At 65.0% G+C, this 17,147-nt stretch carries 18 protein-coding genes; 9 read left to right on the top strand and 9 right to left on the bottom strand.

Translation table 11 applies throughout. From position 1 onward, the window contains the following. Positions 1-83 precede the first annotated feature (83 nt). From ABNF93_RS01460 to ABNF93_RS01480, 5 genes are all read right to left on the bottom strand, one after another. A complete protein-coding gene (locus ABNF93_RS01460; protein ID WP_349325645.1) occupies positions 84-989 on the bottom strand; it encodes an aminoglycoside phosphotransferase family protein in 906 nt (301 codons plus the stop codon). Between the two features lie 123 nt (positions 990-1,112). After that, positions 1,113-2,264 (bottom strand): phosphotransferase, encoded by a 1,152-nt coding sequence (locus ABNF93_RS01465; protein ID WP_349325646.1) that lies wholly within the window; start codon positions 2,262-2,264, stop codon positions 1,113-1,115. 213 nt (positions 2,265-2,477) lie between these two features. Next, the gene (locus ABNF93_RS01470; protein ID WP_349325647.1) at positions 2,478-4,001 is read right to left on the bottom strand and encodes an FAD-dependent oxidoreductase; all 1,524 of its coding nucleotides are present in this window, start codon (positions 3,999-4,001) and stop codon (positions 2,478-2,480) included. A gap of 258 nt (positions 4,002-4,259) precedes the next feature. Next, complete coding sequence (locus tag ABNF93_RS01475; RefSeq protein ID WP_349325648.1) at positions 4,260-5,153, bottom strand: SDR family oxidoreductase; 894 nt, start codon at positions 5,151-5,153, stop codon at positions 4,260-4,262. A gap of 107 nt (positions 5,154-5,260) precedes the next feature. Beyond that, on the bottom strand, positions 5,261-5,722 hold the full coding sequence (locus tag ABNF93_RS01480) for an SRPBCC family protein (RefSeq protein WP_349325649.1): 462 nt from the start codon (positions 5,720-5,722) through the stop codon (positions 5,261-5,263). 471 nt (positions 5,723-6,193) lie between these two features. Here ABNF93_RS01480 and ABNF93_RS01485 point away from each other — a divergent pair, with 471 nt between their 5' ends. The 4 genes from ABNF93_RS01485 (at position 6,194) to ABNF93_RS01500 (ending at position 9,984) form a co-directional block, all read left to right on the top strand. Continuing rightward, complete coding sequence (locus tag ABNF93_RS01485; protein ID WP_349325650.1) at positions 6,194-6,670, top strand: DUF2243 domain-containing protein; 477 nt, start codon at positions 6,194-6,196, stop codon at positions 6,668-6,670. 284 nt (positions 6,671-6,954) lie between these two features. After that, positions 6,955-8,007: a glycoside hydrolase family 43 protein gene (locus ABNF93_RS01490; protein ID WP_349325651.1), complete on the top strand. Its 1,053-nt coding sequence runs from the start codon at positions 6,955-6,957 to the stop codon at positions 8,005-8,007. Between the two features lie 236 nt (positions 8,008-8,243). Further along, entirely contained in the window at positions 8,244-9,200 is a 957-nt protein-coding gene (locus tag ABNF93_RS01495; protein ID WP_349325652.1) for a phosphotransferase, read from the top strand. A 226-nt stretch (positions 9,201-9,426) separates the two neighbouring features. Continuing rightward, complete coding sequence (locus ABNF93_RS01500; protein ID WP_349325653.1) at positions 9,427-9,984, top strand: VOC family protein; 558 nt, start codon at positions 9,427-9,429, stop codon at positions 9,982-9,984. A gap of 136 nt (positions 9,985-10,120) precedes the next feature. Here the strand turns inward: ABNF93_RS01500 and ABNF93_RS01505 are convergent, their stop codons facing one another. The 3 genes from ABNF93_RS01505 to ABNF93_RS01515 all read right to left on the bottom strand — a co-directional run bounded on the left by ABNF93_RS01505 (position 10,121) and on the right by ABNF93_RS01515 (position 11,459). Further along, entirely contained in the window at positions 10,121-10,474 is a 354-nt protein-coding gene (locus ABNF93_RS01505; RefSeq protein ID WP_349325654.1) for a P-loop nucleotide/nucleoside kinase family protein, read from the bottom strand. Between the two features lie 15 nt (positions 10,475-10,489). Beyond that, entirely contained in the window at positions 10,490-10,675 is a 186-nt protein-coding gene (locus ABNF93_RS01510) for a hypothetical protein (protein ID WP_349325655.1), read from the bottom strand. 199 nt (positions 10,676-10,874) lie between these two features. Further along, positions 10,875-11,459 carry a CGNR zinc finger domain-containing protein gene (locus ABNF93_RS01515; RefSeq protein ID WP_349325656.1) on the bottom strand — a complete coding sequence of 195 codons (585 nt, stop codon included), beginning with the start codon at positions 11,457-11,459 and terminating at the stop codon, positions 10,875-10,877. Here ABNF93_RS01515 and ABNF93_RS01520 point away from each other — a divergent pair. From ABNF93_RS01520 to ABNF93_RS01530, 3 genes are all read left to right on the top strand, one after another. Continuing rightward, positions 11,442-12,194 carry a class I SAM-dependent methyltransferase gene (locus ABNF93_RS01520; RefSeq protein ID WP_349325657.1) on the top strand — a complete coding sequence of 251 codons (753 nt, stop codon included), beginning with the start codon at positions 11,442-11,444 and terminating at the stop codon, positions 12,192-12,194. The two genes, ABNF93_RS01515 and ABNF93_RS01520, sit on opposite strands and share 18 nt — an antisense overlap. Before the next feature lie 355 nt (positions 12,195-12,549). Continuing rightward, positions 12,550-13,317, top strand: coding sequence for a VOC family protein (locus tag ABNF93_RS01525; protein ID WP_349325658.1), 768 nt, complete (start codon positions 12,550-12,552; stop codon positions 13,315-13,317). A gap of 246 nt (positions 13,318-13,563) precedes the next feature. Then, positions 13,564-14,310, top strand: coding sequence for a VOC family protein (locus ABNF93_RS01530; RefSeq protein WP_349325659.1), 747 nt, complete (start codon positions 13,564-13,566; stop codon positions 14,308-14,310). A 223-nt stretch (positions 14,311-14,533) separates the two neighbouring features. Here the strand turns inward: ABNF93_RS01530 and ABNF93_RS01535 are convergent, their stop codons facing one another. Continuing rightward, positions 14,534-15,235, bottom strand: coding sequence for a GNAT family N-acetyltransferase (locus ABNF93_RS01535; RefSeq protein ID WP_349325660.1), 702 nt, complete (start codon positions 15,233-15,235; stop codon positions 14,534-14,536). Positions 15,236-15,675: 440 nt separating this feature from the next. On the opposite strand from ABNF93_RS01535, the gene ABNF93_RS01540 reads away from it, so the two are divergent. Both ABNF93_RS01540 and kce read left to right on the top strand, forming a co-directional pair. After that, entirely contained in the window at positions 15,676-16,125 is a 450-nt protein-coding gene (locus ABNF93_RS01540; protein WP_349325661.1) for a GNAT family N-acetyltransferase, read from the top strand. Between the two features lie 55 nt (positions 16,126-16,180). Further along, entirely contained in the window at positions 16,181-17,125 is a 945-nt protein-coding gene (kce, locus tag ABNF93_RS01545; RefSeq protein ID WP_349325662.1) for a 3,5-dioxohexanoate:acetyl-CoA acetone transferase, read from the top strand. Positions 17,126-17,147 lie beyond the last annotated feature (22 nt).

The following is a 17,147-nucleotide window of genomic DNA, read 5'->3' on the forward strand; positions in this document are numbered from 1 at the left end:
GAAAGATCGTCAGTTGCCTACCGTTGGTCTGGCGCCAAGCAACGCGACCCCTCGCCGACAGTTGGTCAACGACGGCCTGAAGATCATTCGCGGAGGTTGTGAACGAGCCGCGCGCTCCAAAGATCGCCTTGCCGGGATTCGAGTTCGGCCAGGGTGGTGAGGCCTTGGGCGTACTCGGCGAGTGCATCTGAGACGAGCCGGGCGAACGTCCAGGCCTTTACGCGTTCGGGGTCGAGGTCAAGACGGGCGCAGAACCGGGTAATCGCCGGTGTCCATTCGGTCGTGGGATCTGCAAGGTCGCCCATGCGGAACAGGAGATACTGCACGGCGTCGTAGGCGCGGTCACCGACCATTGGCAATGGGTCGATGGCCAACCACTGTTCCCGCTCGGCGGACAGGATGTTCTCGAGGTGGAAGTCGCCGTGCAGCAAGACTTCGGACGGACCAGATTGGCAAAGGTGACCGAGTAGCTCGACCGCGGTGTCGAGCAACCATTGCTCGAACGGTGCGCCGGCCATCACGTACCGCGCAGGCAGCGCGTGCGCAAGCTGAATAGCGCGATCGGCAAGACGATAGAACTGCGGCCCGTGCGGGCCAGTCCGGTGCAGTCGGCCGAGGATCTCGGCCGCTACCCGATCGGCGTCATCATGGTTGTCGAGGTGGTCCAGGCTCGCGCCGGGTACGCAGCGCTCAATCAGCATGGCGCCGGTAGCGGGATCATGCTCCACCAGCTCGACCGCCCCGTCGCCGGCCCATTCCCGCAATGCATCGGCCTCAGCGGCGCGAGCACCAGCGGGCAGGGTGCCCAACTCAACCGTCGACGGCATCGGCACCTTCAATACCAGCCGACGCGGACCTCGGCTCGCCGTGATCACCAGTGACACGTGACACCCAACAAACGGCGAGCCCAGGTCCAACGACCACTCATCGCCGAGCCGGCGGCACACCTCGGGAAGGTCCGCAAGCCACTCACGGCTGCCCTGGCCCACGTTCGACGCCTTCGTGCGCAACCGCTCTGGGATCGTGATCATGTCACTCCTGTGCTCACGGGGACGCAGATGCTGGCCGCACGACTCTTGCAGTCGGGTCACACGAGGGCCTGATGCCTACGTTCAGCTAGCGAATGCCGGGAAGAGCGGTGGTGCTGGGTCAGCGGCGTCCGACCATCGGTCGATCATGGCTGTTTCTAGCTTTCCGAGCCAGCCGATGAAGCCCGAGTACCCTTCGGCCCGCTCGGCCAGCTGTGTATATGTCCGAATCTGCTGCACGATCTGCCCGCGTCGGCGCCAGCTGTCGTGCCGGGACTGGCCCGAACTGGCGACCAACGGCAGTCGGCTGATCCGTCCGATCAGAGTGATCGCCGCGCCGTCGGCCAACATCTGGTCGTAGTCGTGGAGCACCAGATCGGCACCGCCGAGAGCGAGAGCGGATCGATACGCCACGTCGGCAGACTCGATGACCGCCTCTGGCAGCAGTCCCCAGGGGTTGCTGTGGTGCGGGAACGGGTAGTGCAGGAAGGCTGCGTCGATCCCAGGGTGCCCGAACCGGCAACCCTCGAAGTCGACCAGGCAGGCGCCGCAATCTGTGATCAAGACGTTGGTCGGGTTGAGGTCCATGTGCGCGAGTGCAGCAGTTGCGCCTGGATCGTTGACCCGCTTGAGCAGCTGCACCACATCGTCTCGTGCTGACCGCGCCGCTGGCAGGCCCAGCTCGGTGCAGGCCCGCTCGATGGCATCCCAGCGTCCCGCATCAAAGTTATAAAGCAGGCCGGTGTCCACGTCGGCACCGAACGCGTCAAGCGTTCGCTGATGATCGTCCCATCGGCCGAGAGTCGACGCATGCAGTCGGCCCACCGCCGTAGCAAGCTCGACCATGCCTGCTGTCGCCGCTTCCGGATCGTTCGTCAACAGTCGATCCTGCAGGCTCGGCCAATCACCAAGATCGGTCTGGATCACCACGCCCACTGCATCATCGGCGTGAACCAGCCGCGCGGACACACCGCTCGCCGTGGCCGTTCGTAGACCTGCCGTCTCCCGTCGCAGGAACGCCGGACCCCCGTGGCCGTCGCCGTCTACTCGGCAGGTCTTGACCACGACCGACGAACCGACCCCGGGCAAATCGCGATCGAGAACCAGGCGGGTGACCGGAGCCCACTCGTGGCCGAGGGGCTGCTCGGAGACCACTCGACAAGTCCGACCCGCGATCGCCGTCAGCACAGCCATAACGTGCTCACGGCGCACAGACGTAAGGGGGTAGACGGGCATCGCATCAGGCTACTTGCCAACGACAGGCTGGAGAATCTGAGTACAGACTCACCGCGCCAATCCACTCCGCACTTTGGGTAACCGTCCCATCGGCACCACCACGAGCGCGCCGGGGGTCCAGTCTCCTCAGTGCTCGAACGGCTCCTTTCGAGCTTGATGTCCCTGCGGCTAGGCCGTTCGCGGAGGGGTCTCATCCATAGAGCGACCTCGCCGCTAGATCGCGCGGTTCTCGAGCGGGGTGTTCGCGGGGCCCTGCAGGATCGCGCCGTCGATGGCGAACCGAGATCCGTGGCACGGGCATTCCCATGCCCTCTCCGCGTCGTTGAACGCCACGATGCAGCCGAGGTGGGTGCAGGTGGCGGAGACCGCATGTGTGCGACCTGACTCGTCCCGGTAGACAGCACATCGTTCGCCGCTCACCCTCACCACTGCGCCCGAACCTGGCTCGATGTCGTCGACACTGTCCCGGAACGAGCGGGCTCTGTCGCCCACGAAGTGACGGGCAACCGATGCCTGCTGAGTGAGCAGCGCACCTGCTTCGCTAAGCGGGCGCAGGCGACGCGGATCGTACAGCTCGGCTTCGGGACCGACCTCCGCACCGGTGATCAGTGCGGTGAGCAACCGACCGGCCATGACGCCGCCGCTCATCCCCCAACCGCCGAATCCGGTGGCGACGAAGACATGGCGGGAGCCGGGGTGGAACAGTCCGACGTACGGGATTTTGTCGGTCGTCGTGTTGTCCTGCGTCGCCCACCGATAGGCGGTCGGCCCGACATCGAACCGTTCGCGTAGCCAAGCCTCGAGTCGCTCCATACGGGAGGAGACACCGGGTGCCCCCGGCTTGAACTTCTCCCCCGTGACGATCAGGAGACGCGTGCCGCTCGTATACGGTGCGCTCCGCACCGACCGGGTGTTGTCCTCGGGCGAGATGAAGACGCCACGAGGGTCCTGATCGGCCGAGATCGGGGCGGCCACCGCCAGTTCCCGTTGAGGTTCGAGCCGGGCGAACAGCAACGCACGGTCGAACACCGGATAATGGGTCGCCACGACCACATCCTGCACCGTGACGGTGCGCCCGTTCTCCATCTCGAGCCGACATGGTTCTCCCTCGGACAGTCCGACGACGCGCGTCTGCTCGAAGATGTCGACACCACGCCGGGTCATCTCCTCCGCCAGCGCGAGAAGGTACTTGCGCGGGTGGAACTGAGCCTGATCCTCGACCCTGACCGCGGCAGCAATCGGGAACGGCAAGGGGGCCTCGGTAACCAGTGTCGCCGAAAGTCCTGCCTCGCGGGCGGCCTCTGCCTCGGCATGGATCTCGCCCACCCGGTCGGCCGAGTCGGCCCACGTGAACGCTGGACGACGTTCGAGTTCGCAGTCGATGCCGAGCTCGGCGACGATCCCCGCCACATGCTCGACCGCGTTCTGCTGGGACCTCGCATAGGTGCGGGCCCCGTCGGCACCGACCGACCGCGTGAGTTGCGTGTAGATCAGCGTGTGCAGCGCGGAGAGCTTGGCGGTCGTGTAGCCAGTCACGCCGGCGGCGATCCGGTCCGCTTCCAGCACCACGACCGAGCGACCCGCCCGAAGCAGCTCCCACGCGGCCGACAATCCCGCGATGCCGCCGCCGATCACGGCGACGTCTGCGGTCTGGTCGCCCGCAAGCCATGGATACCGGGTCGGGCCGGTCGAATCCATCCAGTAGGACTCGCCGCCCATCGCTCGCGAGGAAGACATGAAGGGCCTATACCCACGGGGCGAACCGCATCACACAACCCGCTACCTGCTGATCGCCTCAGTTGGCCTTCTCGAGCTGGCATGCTGAACGTTGCCGTGAGCTGGAGCTGGACCTGGGCCTGGGCCTCGGCCTCGGGACCGGCCCCTCATGAACGCTCTGGTCGTTGAGAACCGCATCCCTGAGCCGGGACATTGGTCTGGTCGATCAACCGCGACACGGTAGTGGCCGGTGCCTTGGCGGGATGACACCCACGTTCCTCAGGCGAGTGGTTTGCCGCCCGTGACGCCGAGGATCTCGGCGTTGACGAAACTGGACTCGCCCGACGCCAGGAACACGAACACCGGTGCAAGCTCCGCCGGTTGGCCGGGTCGGCCCGTCGGTGAGCTGCCGCCGAACTTCGCGGTCTTCTCCGCATCCATCGAGGCCGGGATGATCGGCGTCCACACCGGGCCCGGCGCGACGGCGTTCACCCGGATGCCGCGCTCGATGAGCTCCAGCGCCAGACCCTTGGTGAACGTCACGATGGCGCCCTTGGTCGTGGCGTACGGCAACAGCGGCGGTGAGGGCTGATAGGCCTGGATCGAGGCGACGTTGATGATCGACGCGCCCGGTTTCAGGTGCGGCAGTGCCTCCTGGCACATCCAGAACATCGCGATGATGTTGGTCTTGAACGTGTGCAGCAACAGGTCGTCCGGAATCGACTCGATGCCGTCGAACGTCATCTGGTACGCCGCGTTGTTCACCACGATGTCCAGCCGGCCGAACTCCTCGACCGCCCGGCTGACCAGGCGTCCGCACTGGGCTCGCTCGCTGATGTCACCCGGAATTCTGACCGCGCGCCGGCCCGCCTCCTCGACCACCCGGGCGGTCTCCGCCGCGTCGGACTCCTCAGCCTCCAGGTAGGACAACGCCACGTCGGCGCCCTCACGGGCGAACGCCAGCGCGACCGCTCGGCCGATGCCGGAGTCACCGCCGGTGATGACCGCCGACCGACCCTCCAGTCGTCCGAGGCCGCGGTAGGTGTCGTACCCGTAGTCCGGCTTCGGCTCCATCTCCGAGTCCAGACCGGGATGCTCCTGTACCTGCTCTGGAAAGTCCGGACGCGGGTAGCGTTCCCGCGGATCCTGCGGCCTTGTCTGATCACCGCTCACGGTGCCGCTCCCTCCTGCACTCCATCCATCCACACTGGGAGGCATCTCACACGCAGCCTCCGGCGCGCACCTCCCAGGACCTTCGGGTCACGCAGGAGCGCCAAGATCTAGGGCTGTGGGCGGTCGACTTCTTCGCGCCAGGCGCCAGTTTCGGTGCCACGGGCTTCGATGAACGCCTTGAACTTTCGCAGGTCAGCCGACGTCTGTTTGCCTACCAGGTCCAACTTCTCCGCAGCCGCTTCGGCAACCCCTTCGGGCTCCATGTCGAGCTGGACCAGCACCTTGGTGTGCGTCTCGTCCAGTCGATGGAAAGTTACGACGCCGGCCTGGCGAACCTCGCCCTCCTCGGTCGTCCACGCTATCCGCTCATCAGGACGCTGCTCGGTGATGCGAGTGTCGAACTCTCGCCGTACTCCACCGATATTCGTAACCCAGTGATTGTGTGTGTCGTCCACTTGGACAACCCGCTCGACTCCAGACATGAACCGCGGGAAGTCCTCGAATTGAGTCCATTGGTTATAGACCGTCCGCACCGGAACATCTACGACGATCGACTCTTCTGTCGTCATGCTCAACCACACCACTCTCCACTAGGTAAACGGTCGTCTATATACACGGCCCGCCCCCACATATTCACGGCCTGCCCGGCAGTGACGAGCTATAGGGGGAGCTTCTCTTCCTGCCGCGGGCTTGTCTCCAGCCTCACACCAGAGCGGTTCCAGGGCAGGGGATGACGTCCTGTCACGAAGCGACATCCGTCACCCGCGCCGCAATCCAGGCGCACTGCGACAGCCTCGGAGTCCTTCCTTCACCGGCGCGCCGGTGAAGGAAGTCGAAGACCTGAAAGACACCGGCCGGGGTGGTCGGTTGTATCTTCTTAAAGGAAGTCCGGTCTTCCGGTGTGAGCTCCGGCTGGGCTCGTGCACAGCCAGCAACCGGACCACATCAGAGGTAGGGCTTGGAGCAGTCCGCGCGAGATCCCTCTGACGTGTGTCGTGGACCGCTCCATCGAACGGTCTAGACGAGGACGGCGGTGAGTTGTGCCCGGCTCCTATGCGGCTGGCCGTGCGGCTGGCATTGTCACCGGCTTCGGACTTGGTGGATTCGTCGACGGGATCGTCGCTCACCAGATCCTGGGCTGGCACCACATGCTGTCGGGGTGGGTCGCCATCGGGACCGAGCAAGGCATGCGAACGAACATGATCGGGGACGGCATCTTCCACCTCTTGTGCCTGACTGTCGTCGTGATCGGGCTCTTCCTGGTCCGAAGCAACGGACAAGCAGCGAACGGCACGCAGTTCATCGGTGCGCTACTCGCAGGGTGGGGTTTGTTCAACTTGCTCGAAGGAATCGTCGACCATCAGATCCTCGGGGTGCACCACGTCCGCCCAGGACCGAACGAACTCTTGTTCGACCTCGGATTTCTCGCGGTAGGTGCAATCCTGCTCATCGCCGGGCTGGCGCTGTCCAGGCCGACACCCACGCGGCCGGCTGTTGCGAGGGCCAGCGGTAGGTGATAGCCACCAAGCCGCCGCTGCTTCTTCCCTGTGGCGCGCTTGGCGTTCTTCTTACCCGCCTGCTGCTCGACCTTGTTGCCACAGCCGTGGTGCCGGAGAGCCGCTCGTCCGGGACCGTGGGCGGCGGCATGGGTACGCCCTCCTTGGGCTCGTCCAGGTACGCAGGTTCGCCAGCGCAGGGATTGCTGGCCGATCTCATTTACAACGTGAGAGATCGTCAATATCGTGATTCAGTCCGTTCGCCCTCAGTGGGCGTACCCATGCCGAGGGTCACAGGAGAAGCATTGAACCCGACCTCCGCATCGCGTTCCTTCGAACCGTTCCGTCCCGCCAGGTCCGTCAGCCGGCGAGCGCTGCTGGTCGCCACCGGCGGCGCCGCGGCCATCGCAGCCCTGGGCGGCACGATCCCGGCCCGCGCCCAGGGCACCGGCGGGTATCAGAACCCAGTTGAACCGACGAACCACCCTGATCCGGCGGTGCTCTACGCCGATCGAGCATTCTGGCTGTACTCGACCGCAGGTCAGATGGGCGCGATGCCGGTACTGACGTCGCCCGATCTGGTCAACTGGACCGAGGTCGGCAACGGAATGCCGGTGATCGCCCCGTGGTCTGTGCCGGGGCGACATTGGGCGCCCGAGGTCATTCAGGTCGGACAGCGCTACCTGTCCTACTACACCGCTCGTCGTGCTGACATGAACCAGCAGGCAATCTCGGTTTCGCTGGCCGACTCTCCGGCGGGGCCGTTCGTGGACGACCGCACAACGCCCTTGATCGGTCAGACCGACGAAGGCGGGAGCATCGATGCGTCACCCTTCCAAGACGCTGACGGTTCGCTGTGGCTGCTGTGGAAGAACGACGGGAACTCTCGTGGCCTGCCGTCCTACATCTACCTCCAGCGGCTCACCGACGACGGACTGGAGTTGGTCGGCGAGCCGAAGCGCATCATCGGCATGGACCAGCCTTACGAGATCTACACGATCGAGGGCGCGTCCGTGATCATCCACAAGGGCGTCTACTACTGCTTCTACTCGACCGGCGAGTACTGGAGGAACACCTACGGCGTCTGCTGGGCAACAGCGCCCGGGATCACCGGCCCGTGGACCAAACAGGGCAACGGTCCGATCCTTGCCGGCAACGACGTCGCCGCCGGCCCCGGCCACGGCATGCCGATCAAGGTCGGGCCGCACTGGTGGTACGTCTACCACGCCTGGCAGCCGGACGCCGTCGGGTCGCCCCCCGGCCGCCTGGTCTGGCTGTCCCGGCTGAAGTTCACCGACGAAGGGCCAGTGATCGACGGACCGAACGAGGAGAACCCGTTCGAGCCAATCCTCTTCTGAGCCCTCGCCTTACACGACAGGCTGCCCGACACGCCGAACACTGCGAACATGATGCTGAAGGCCGGCGGCCCCGACCGTGTAGCCAGCAAGCGGCCTGGTTGTCTTCGGCGACGTGATGTCGGCGGACCTCAGCCCGCCGCCCAGGAATGGGGAGGTTGCATCGACCCCGGGTAGAGACGACCCGGGGTCGATGCAGATCGCTGGGCGAGCCAGAGAGCCCGATGACAGGTGCGCCAGTGGACTCAGCCGACGAGTGGGCACAGCACCTCGAGTTGCACCTGATGGAGGAGCTAAACCGGCGGGGCGTAGGCAAGGATCGCCTGGACCTTGTTCGTATGGTGGCGACCGAGTACGACGTCGGTATCCCAACCGGTTGTCGGCTGATGGAGTCCGGGCTCAACGACACCTACGCCGTAGAGGTCGATGGATCCTGCTACGCGCTCAGGCTGCACGGACAGAACAAGCCATGGATTGCCGGCGAAGGTGACCTTCGATTTGAACTCAGCCTGCTGGACCATCTCCACGCTGACGGCGTGCCGGTGTCGGTCTCGGTTCGACGTCGCGATGGCGACTCCCTGGGCTTGATCGAGACGGCCACCGGGAACCGCTACTGCGTACTCTTCACCTGGGCTCCGGGTCACGCCGGTGCCGACACCGAGGAGCACGCTCGCCGGGTAGGCCAGACGCTTGCCGCGATCCATGTCGCGAGCGATGGGTTCCGGACCACGTACAACCGGTACACGCTCGACGTGCGACATCTTCTGGATCGCCCTTTGAAGAGATTGGAATCCTCAGCCAGGGAGTCCGATTCGGGCGCCGTCGAGTTCATCCGGGGTCACGTTTCGGAAATCAGGCGCCGGCTGCAGGCGTTCAAGCCTGGGCCGGGCGGTTGGCGTGTCATCCACGCCGATCCGCAGGTTCTCAACATTCACTTCACCGACGGCGGACAGGTCACTTGGTTCGACTTCGACCTGTGCGGATACGGCTGGCGCGCCTATGACCTCGCCTATTACTACACCCGGATTCCCGAACGTTTGAGAGCGGCCGCTCTCGACGGCTACCAGGCGGTCCGCCCGCTCTCAGACGCCGAGCTCGACATGCTTCCCACGCTTGGACGGGCGGCGTGGGTCTGGGAATGCATTCCCCCCGCTGACCTCGTTGAGAAGCTGAAGAATCCGTATGACGTTGAGTGAGGCGTCGGCAGTGGTGGCTCCCTGCGCTGACCCTCACATGTTGGCGGGCCCATGTGTACGGCGTGCGATGTGCCCTTGGCCGCGTTTCCGCAGGTCAAGGGCACAGTTGGTTGGTGGGCAGGTCCCGGGTTCGAACCAGTCTAGGCGCTGCTGACAGTAGATGTCAGGGTGACCCTCGTAGCCTCGTCTGCCTATGTAGCCGACGTCATCGCCTTGGGAGGCTTCGATGAACGAACGTGGATTCTTGGCTGGAGTCGTGCTCGACTCGACGGATCCTCAGCGACTCGCACGCTTCTATGCCGACGTACTCGGCTTTGTCGTGGTGGAGGATTCGCCCGGATGGGTCGAGCTCAAGGATCCGAACGGTGGCTGGCCGCATCTTTCCTGCCAAGGGATCAACCAGCATGTCCAGCACGGTGCCGGTACGTCGAAGGGCAACCGGTTCCACCTCGACCTTGGTATGGCTCCACCTGGGCCCGGCGTCCTGCCCACGGCGCATCAGGTTAATGCGGAGGTCTCACGGCTCGAGCGGCTTGGCGCTCGAGCCGTGAGAGAATCACCCAGCCCGAAGGGGAGTCCATCCATTGGGTTTGGGCGGACCCTGAGGGAAATGTATTCTGCGGTCCTGGAGTGTAGGGGTAGGTCTTCCGTCGGCGTCGTCCTCGCCATCGGCGGCAGGTTCGGAATCGTCGAGGGAGATGCCGGCGCACTCACCGCGACGACGTACGCCTCTTCTGCTGCAGCAGCAGTTGTAGCCGCCGTCCGTTGCCGACTACACCGCTGAATTGATCTGGCACGCTCATGACGTGCCGTCTGAACGAGTACGGTTTTCTGCGGTCGTGATGCGGATGGCAAGTGCTGGTATTGCCAGCATCGCGAGGAGGTCACGACGGGCCACGCGCTACACGGCGGAACCATGCTCACCTGTCTTCACGGGCCCAGTCGATGACCCGATTTGCAGCCGCGTGCGGAGGCATCGTGGAAGTGTCGAGGACCAATGCGTCTGGCGGAGCGGGAAACAGACCCTTGGTGCGTAGCGTTTGAAGCAGGCTGTCGGGGTCGATCATCTTCTGCCGCTCGGCCCTTGCCGGTAGCACGACGCGCCTTACAAGCTCTGCCTCCGGGCAGGTCAGCCATACCGGAAAGAAGTGAGCCTGTCGTTCCTCGGCGATCGAACGGAGCTGTTCCAAGACTCGCCCCTCGGACGGATCGTCGCTCAAGTAGTTGGTAAAGATGTGGCTCGTCGTCTTGGTGGCTCGCGACACTGCCGTCATCGTCGCTTCGCGGACCTATGCAGTAAGGTCCCAAATCCACTCAGGCAGCGGAGTGCGCCCGTCGGCACCGTACGCCAGGAAGATTGGGTCATTGATGAGATGGTTGTCGATCAGGGCTGCCCCGGTCATGGCCGACAGCTCCAGCCCGATGGTGAGTTTTCCACTGGCTGGCGGTCCGACAAGGTAGGTGATGGTGAGCACTCCGGCATCTTATGAGCGCCAAGGTCTGGCACCTGCGGTCCGTGTGGCCACCAAACCTGTTCCGGCAAACCTCCAACGCCATCCGACCTCGCCAAGCCCTCGGAATCGCACGCCCCGACTGGCTATCTCGACGACTGCAGCGCTGAGACGTCGGGCTTCGGTGATCGTCGTAGGTAGCGAATCTCGTGGGTTGCTCACGTTATCTGCGGCCTGCGTGTCGCGCCCGGAAGGCGGCTGCCTTCGTACGGTTCTGACACGGGGTGGAGCAGAAGCGTCGGGCGGCGTTGCGCGAGCTGTCGATGTAGACGCGGTCGCAGAGGTCGGCGCTGCAGACGCCAAGCCTCCCCGCCAAGTGGCTGCCGACCGCGAGGGCAAGAGCGGTAGCGCAACCGGCACTCCAGCCAATCGCCAAGGAGTCATCCGAGCCGTGAAAATGGACCTGCCACGGTTCGCTGTCCAGTTGCTCCAGCTGTGGGCGCGCACCCGTTGAGATCAGCAGACGATTCAGCACGCTCGCCGCGTGTCCGATCTCGCCCCGATTGACGGCGTCGAAGATGGCCCGCATCGCTCCAGCGGTCTCGGCCAAATAGTCGGCCTCTTCCTGGGTGATCGCTCGCCCTACGGGCCACCTGCTTTCCGCCGGCAGGATGCCTGCGATGACGCGTGGGCGCCCTTCTCGCTCCGGCGCCGTGTACGACCGACCGCCCGCAGCACCATCGGTCAACGCATTGACCAGATCGACGGCGACCCCGAGCAGCGTCGCGATGTGACTGTCGAACAGCACTTGACCAGTTACCTTCCCTCACCTAGCCTCGTGACCGTCGTCATCCTAGACGACAGTCACAAGTTGGCTGCGCGCCGGCAGGCCGTAGCGGCGATCTCCCCACACTCGACCCAAGCACCTCGCGCCACGGAAGGAACGCGCATGACCCTCGACGAAACACGCCAACTCTGGGATCAGGTGGCGTCAACGTACGATGACGAACGAGATCACGGCCTCCTGGACCCCCACATTCGCAGAGCGTGGCAGGAACTCCTCGTCGAGGTCATCGGATCCAATCCGACCAGAATCGCCGACCTCGGATCGGGCACGGGGACCCTTGCCGTTCTACTCGCCGCACTTGGCCACAGGGTGACCGGGCTCGACCTGTCTCCAGCAATGGTCGACCGCGCACGCGACAAGGCCACGAAAGGCGGCATCAACGTGGACTTCGTCCTCGGAGACGCCTCCAAGCCCCAGTTGCCGCCAGGACAGTTCGATGTCGTCCTCGCCCGGCACGTCCTCTGGGCAATGCCAGACCCAGCCGACACCCTCGACCACTGGATACAACTCCTCACCCCCAACGGCCACCTCGTCCTCATCGAAGGCTTCAACGCCGGAGGTGGCATACACGCAACGTTCCTGAGCGAGCTACTCGAACAACGCGTCTCAACCATGACGCTCACACACATGCCTGAGCGCATCTACTGGGGCCGAGAGATCACTGACGAGCGCTACCTGATCTCCGCCCACAGATGACCACCACTGCTAACCCAAGGCAAGATCAACATCTGCCAGAAAGTTGACGCCCAACAGTTCGGCGTCTGATGACCTCGGGGTGTTCGCGCGTGGTTCCGCCCTCACCACGGTGCCAGACCCCGAAGACGATCCGGAGCCAGTCGATCTGCTCGCGTAGGCCCTTGTTCGCCGGCCGTATAGGACACAAGGTGTCCCTTACGTGCAGCATCGTAGGGCTGGAGCGGTGATGCTATGTCCGCGACCAACGACCGCTGCACCGACGTCGTGGATGGGGACGAGCGCACCAGCCCAGCGAAATGATCACCCTCAACGCGCTGCGCATCCTCCGCGCCGCTGGCCGATTGTAGGTGCGACGATGACCGCCGAAACGAACATCGAGATCCAGAACGTCGTGTTCGCCTGCCCTGGCAACTCGAAGGAGAGCTACGACCGCGGCGGCAGAGCGCTTGCCACGTTCTACGCCGACCTGCTCGGGATGCGCATCGCTCGCGAGGACTGGTTTGTACTCGAGGACGCCGACGACCTCGACGGGCTCAACCTCGCGTTCGGCGACGGGCCGATCGACTATCGTCCACCGCGCTGGCCGGACTCAGAGTCCCCGCAGCAGATGCACCTGGACATCTCCGTCCGTGACCTGGATGACGCCGAACAGCGGACGCTGAAGCTCGGTGCGTCGAAGCTCCAGGACAACGCATCCTTTCGCGTCTACGCAGACCCGGACGGACACCCGTTCTGCCTCTACGGCACCGCCACGCAGGCGGCACCCCGGATCGAACGTGTGGTCCTCGACTGCTTCAGCCCGCGTTCCCTCGCCGACTTCTACGCCTCCCTGCTGGACATGCCGAACCGGGAGCTCGATACACCCGAACGAGTCGTCATCGCCCGAAGCGACGGACGGCTGCCGGCGCTGGCGTTCCAGCACGCCCAGTTCCCCGCACCACGCTGGCCAGACCCCGCCCACCCACAACAGGTCCACCCCGACCTCCGCGTCGTCGAGCCGAACGCGCCACGCATGCACGCCGCACGAGAACTAGCCGAACAACTCGGCGCGATCCGGCTGCCCGACGAAGGACTTGGGCACAGGGTGTACGCCGACCCGGCCGGCCACCCGTTCTGCCTATAGCCGATCCCTGCGAACGGACTTGAGTGGACATCCGACGAATGTGGCGATGTCGCGTGGTCGGTGGCGCGTTGCCGTGGCGAGAGTCACGCTGGTACGGCCCAACGAGCCGCGACAGCCACGAGACACCCGAGGCCCGAGCTCCTACCTGTGTGGCCGTGGACTTGGCCCAGGTCCGGTTCAACGCCAACAACTGTTCCCGACAACGACACCCGGACACGGGTGCGACACGGTGTGAAGGATGGTCTGATGGTGCACCTTCTGCGGGACAGCGACGCGATGACGATCACGATTCCCGCTCCTGACCTGATCGACGGCAAGGAAGGGCGCCGAGTGCTGGCCGCGTTCTACGGCAAGCTCCTCGGTATGCGGGAGTTCGAGCCGTGGGGTTGGCTGAAACTCGCTAAGCGACCTCCCGACAGCAAGCTGCAGTTCGCGCTCGACGATGACGGATGGTCGGACGAACGCCCGCCACGCTGGCCGGATCCGGAGTATCCGCAGCAGATGCACCTCGACATCCTCGTGCCCGACGTCGAGGCGGCGGGTCGGCTCGTGCTCAACCTGGGCGCGAAGTTGCTGCGGGATCAGGGCGACTTCCGCGTCTACGCCGACCCAGCGGGGCACCCGTTCTGCCTCTGCCCGGACCCGTCCGTCGACAGTCCGAAGCTGTGTCGGCTGGTCTTCGACTGCTTCAGCCCGCGCGCGCTGGCCGGCTTCTACGAGGATTTCCTCGGCGTCGAAGAGCGACTCGAGGACTCACCCGAACGCGTCGTGATCAACCTGGACGATGAAGAGCTGCCGAACATCGCGTTCCAGCACGCACAGTTTCCCGCCGCTCGCTGGCCCGACCCCGCGTACCCGGCACAACTGCACGTCGACTACCGCTTCCCCGATGGCGCCGAGTCCGCGATACCCAGGGCCGAACGCCTCGGCGCGATCCACACTGGCCACGGCAACGCGTACGCCGATCCCGCCGCCCACCCCTTCTGCCTGTGAAGCTAGGTCCCGGCGCTCTGGCCACTCGACAGTCGCGGATGGCATCGAGGCTGCCAGGCCTATTCCGAGAGTTCGAATAGCCGATTCCCCCAGTACACGTGGATGCGCGTGTGCGGTGACGGCGACAACCGTCATACAGGCGGATTCCACTGCTCCCCGCAGCGGAGATGCTGCTGGGTCAGGCGCGCGACGCAGTACGAGTGGGTACTTCGTGCGCGCCCGGTCAGACCTTCAGGCGCATGACCACCAGGTCGTAGGGTGCCCACCAGTTCGGCGAGCTGCCGTGCCGATCGCGCTGCGTCGGCGTGAACCCGAGCCTCTCGAACATGGCCATCACACCACGGTGGTCGGCTGTCTGGCTGGTGGTGAGCGAGGCCTTGACGGTGCCGACGCCCGGGATGCGCATCTCCGGCCAGGTCTTCAGATACTCCTTCATCTCCTCGGAGCGGACGCCGTAGGTCCGTTTGATCTTGCGCCATTCACGATTGGGATGGGGGTACGCGACCGGCGTCGCCTCGATCCAGCCGCCGCCCTTCTTCCGGATCGCCTCCACAGCCGCAGTCAACGCCCTGGTCGCCACCCCTTGCCCCCGGAAATCCCGGCGGGTGGTGAGGCAGGTGATGCGCCACGCGGACGTGGGATCCCGTGCGATCCTGTTCGGCGGCGTCTTCTCGTTCTGTTCGATCGGCAGCTCTTCGGCGCGTCCATACTGGCACCAGCCGACCGGCTCCTTGTCCGCGTACACGAGGATTCCGTGTGCCTTCCCGGCCCAGACCAACTCCTTCATCTCGGCAAGGTTCCGCGCCATCTGCCATTCGTGGTGCGGAAACTTCTTCTTGGAACGGTCTGGTGTGCCGAGAAGCTCCGCCCGTTTCTCCGCTGTGACCGCCGCCGGCGAGAGATGGCGGCCGCGCGGATAAAGCATGCAACCGCAGCTATGGACGCTGTTGTGGAACGCTTCGAAGTCGACGAACGTCCGCCTCGACAACTCTTTCGTTGCGAACCGAGCCGGGTTCCGCGCATCGGCAGCCGTCGCCACCACCTCCGTCAACCGAGGACGTCACCTGCGCTGACATGTTCACGGGAGGCCAGGATCGCACCGCGTACCGGCCACCTTGTGTCCTATACCATCCTGGTCGGCCTGGGCGGCCGGTAAGTCACTCGGCAACCACTCCACCGTCCTCCTTGCAACCAGCCAGACTGCACGCCGAAGCGGAGCGGGGTCAAGGGTCGAAGATTGCGGCAGCGACGACGCCAAAACCGCCGTCGACGCGTGGAGTGGAGACCGGAGACTGGTCGGGAGAGGACGCGGTGACTTCCCACTGTTGGATGGCTTGTCACCGCGCGGAGGCCTAGGTTGGGAGCGTGCCTGAGGTAACCGACATGATCCTGACGGTTGACGACCATGTTGTTCCTGGTGGTCCCGAGGTCGAGCTGCTGGAGGTCGGACCAGGCAGCCGCGCAGCGGTACTGGCTCTGGTCTCTTCGGAGCATGGGCACTTTCTCCAGTACTACGAGTCGCCGTCGGTAGGGACTGTTGTGTGCGGCATCTACGAGAAGGATCAGCTGGTGGGTGCAGTGCTGTTGGAGTACGAACCGGAGGCACGAGAGTCGACGGCTGATGCAGCACTGGCAGCGCTCGTCGTTGCTGGACGCCACCGTGGACGTGGTATTGCATCTGCCGCGATCGGGGCTGCGTCTCGGATGCTCAGCGCTGCTGGTTATCGCCGTGTGATCGCTGAGTGGGTATGGAGCAGGCAGGCGTACGAACGACTCGGGTTCAGGGTATGGCGAACGCGTTCTATCTCTCGCTGACCCCTCGAGCGTGGGTGTACGCTCCGGCGCCCAAGAACGCATTGGAGAACAGGACGTGTCCGAGAAGAACCCGCGGAAGCACAAGGTCATCATCACCAGCGCCGTCACCGGAGCGATCCATACACCCTCGATGTCGAAGTACCTCCCGGTCTCGCCGCAGGAGATCGCCGAGGCCGCCATCGGTGCCGCCGAGGCCGGCGCTGCAGTGGTCCACCTGCACGCCCGCGACCCCCGAGACGGCCGTCCCTCCCAGGATCCGGAGCACTTCGTACCGATCCTGGAGTCGCTCAAGCGCAACACCGACGCGGTGGTCAACCTGACGACGGGCGGCTCGCCGCACATGACCGTCGCTCAGCGGATGCGCCCGGCGATGGAATTCAAGCCCGAGCTGGCCTCGCTCAACATGGGCTCGATGAACTTCGGTCTTCACCCGATGCTCGACCGCTTCAAGGAGTTCGAGTTCGAGTGGGAGCGCGAAGGGCTCGAGAGGAGCCGCGACCTGGTCTTCAAGAACACCTTCGCCGACATCGAGGCCATCCTCACCCGCGGCAGCGACAACGGCACCCGCTTCGAGTTCGAGTGCTACGACATCTCGCACCTCTACAACCTGACGCACTTCCGCGACCGCGGACTCGCCAAAGGCCCGCTCTTCGTGCAGTCGGTGTTCGGACTACTCGGGGGCATCGGCCCGGACCCGGAGGACCTGATGCACATGCACCGTACGGCCGACCGGCTCTTCGGCGACGAATACCAGTGGTCGATCCTGGGCGCGGGCCGCAACCAGATGAGGCTGGCCACCATGGGCGCCGCGATGGGGTCGCACGTCCGGGTCGGCCTGGAGGACTCGCTGTGGATCGGCCCCGGCCAACTCGCCGAGAGCAACGCGGCACAGGTCGAGCGGATCCGGACCATCCTCGAGGCGCTCAACCTCGAGATCGCGGCGCCCGACGAGGCGCGCCAGATCCTGCAGCTCAAGGGCCGCGACGCGGTTGGCTTCTGACGGCGGTACGCGAGAGAGGACG

It is taken from the genome of Actinopolymorpha sp. B9G3 (assembly GCF_040120725.1).
In the GTDB taxonomy this organism is placed as follows: Bacteria; Actinomycetota; Actinomycetes; order Propionibacteriales; family Actinopolymorphaceae; genus Thermasporomyces.